3 protein-coding genes are annotated in these 2,241 nt (G+C 72.9%); 1 reads left to right on the plus strand and 2 read right to left on the minus strand.

The features are described 5' to 3' along the window. Positions 1-1,197, plus strand: a 1,197-nt coding sequence (locus V7793_RS36630) for an LCP family protein (protein ID WP_336014000.1), incomplete at its 5' end; no start/stop codon positions are given. Between the two features lie 18 nt (positions 1,198-1,215). On the opposite strand, the gene V7793_RS36635 is transcribed toward V7793_RS36630, so the two are convergent. After that, positions 1,216-1,530, minus strand: a complete 315-nt coding sequence (locus V7793_RS36635) for a putative quinol monooxygenase (protein ID WP_168093801.1) — start codon at positions 1,528-1,530, stop codon at positions 1,216-1,218. Between the two features lie 26 nt (positions 1,531-1,556). Then, a partial coding sequence (locus tag V7793_RS36640) for a hypothetical protein (RefSeq protein WP_336014001.1) occupies positions 1,557-2,241 on the minus strand: 685 nt, incomplete at its 5' end.

The following is a 2,241-nucleotide window of genomic DNA, read 5'->3' on the forward strand; positions in this document are numbered from 1 at the left end:
ACCTCGGCGGCCGTCATGCTGACCAGCGGCGTCGGCTGGTGCGCATACCACTGGCTGGACCGCGGGGTGAACACCTCCAGCGCCCTGGACGCCCTGCGCGACGGCGCGCCGCGGGGGCGCGGCGACGCGGTGAACCTGCTCCTGATCGGCCTCGACAGCCGCAAGGACATGAACGGCAACGACCTGCCCAAGGAGTTCGTCCAGGACGAACTGCACGCCGGCTCCAGCGACATCGGCGGCTACAACACCAACACGCTGATCCTCATGCACATCCCGGCCGGCGGCGGCAGGGTGACGGCCTTCTCGATACCGCGCGACGACTACGTGGAGATCGCCGGCGGGCGCGGGGAGCACAAGATCAAGGAGGCCTACGGGATCGCCAAGGCCGAGGCCGAGGAGAAGCTGTCCGCCCAGGGCGTCAAGGGCGCCGACCTGGAGCACCGCGGCCGCGAAGCGGGCCGCGAGGCCACCCTGGCCACGGTCCAGCGCTTCCTCGGCGTGCCCATCGACCACTTCGCCGAGCTCAACCTGCTCGGCTTCTACGACATCGCCAAGGTGGTCCAGCCCGTCCAGGTCTGCCTCAAGCACCCCGTGCGCGACCGGTACTCCGGCGCGGACTTCCCCGCCGGGCTGCAGGAGCTCGACGCCCGCCAGGCGCTGTCCTTCGTGCGGCAGCGGCACGGCCTGCCCGGCGGCGACCTCGACCGCACCCACCGCCAGCAGGCGTTCCTGTCGTCCGTTACGCACAAGCTCAAGGAACAGGGCGTGTGGAGCGACTTCGGCAAGCTGCAGGGGCTGTTCGACGTGATCAAGAAGGACGTCGTCATCGACAACCGCTGGAACATCCTCGACTTCGCCCGGCAGGCCCCCAACCTCACCGGGGGCAACGCCGAGTTCCACACGCTGCCCATCGAGGGGTTCGCCAACCGCAAGGGAGAGGCGGTCAACCTGGTCGACCCGGAGAAGGTCAGGTCCCTGGTCCGGGCGATGACCGGGCAGAAGGAGGGGCGGAAGGCGGGGCAGGGCGACGGCGCGCCGGTCGCCGGTCCGCAGCACGAGGGCGGCGGCCCCGGCGGCTCGAAGGGCTCGGGCGGTGGCGGCGGTGACGACGGCAAGGGCGGCGGCTCGGCCCCCGTCTCCTCCGACTCCTTCCAGGGCCCGCCGGTGAAGATGGGCGGCGTCCCCTGCGTCGACTGACCCCCTCGGGGAGCGCGCCTACGCCCTCCCCTTGGTGACGACGAGAGTCCGCTCGTAGTGCTTCATCTCTTCGATGTCGTCCACGAACGGGCGGATCTCGGCGAAGAACGGCCGGAAGTGCGGCCCTTCCCGGAACCCGTGTTCGTGGTCGTGCACGGACGTCCACTCGATCCGCAGGACGAACCGGTCCGGCTCCTCCACCCCGTGCGCGAGCTCGTAGCCCAGGCACTGCGGAGCTGCGTACAGGTGTTCGGCGGCGGCCGCGTACGCCTTCTCGAAGGCGGCGCGCCGCTCGGGATCGCCGATGCGGTAGCGGATGTACTCGACGGTCACGGGGCCTCCTCTTGCCGTGCCCTGCGTCAGCTGCCGAAGCCGACGTGCACGTGGTCGTGGTGGGTGTCGTCGGAGAAGAACGGCCGCCCCGGGCTCCCGCCGGCCGGCAGGACCGGGCCCCCGACGTTGTACGAGCCGGTGGCGACGGCGTCGCGCATGAACGCCTCGACCAGCGCGTGCGGCGTCGCCCGGTCGACCACCGCCCGGTCGTCGATCCGCCACACGTCGAACGCCCGGCCCGGCGGGTGGTCGCTGGGCCGGTCGGTGCCGAAGACGTTCAGGGGGTGGCCGGAGCGCACGACGCTGACGTCGAAGCGGTAGCGCTCCGCCAGCTCCAGCATCGCCCGGAGCACCCCGGCGTGCACGCCCCCGTTGCGGATGTCGGCCTCGGCGGCCGCGGGCAGCCGGATCCGCCGCTCGGCCAGCACCCGGCGCGCCGCCTCCGGCAGCGAACCGGCGGCGGGGCCCGGCTCCGCCGGGTGCAGCCCGCCCACCGACCAGGGAGCCCCGGCCGTCGCACCCTGCGCGAGGCGTACGTCCACGGTCGTCCCGCCCGTCACCACGGGCCCGCCGCCCTTGCGCGTCCACTGCCGGCACACCACCAGCACGCTCGCGGAGTCGGCCAGGATCCCGCCGTACTGGGCGTCGACCACCTGCACGACGGCCTCGTCCGCTCCGGAGAGCAGCGGGCCGGCCTGCCCGGCGAGCCCG

Source organism: Streptomyces sp. KLMMK, assembly GCF_036961605.1.
GTDB classification, from domain to species: domain Bacteria; phylum Actinomycetota; class Actinomycetes; order Streptomycetales; family Streptomycetaceae; genus Streptomyces; species Streptomyces telluris.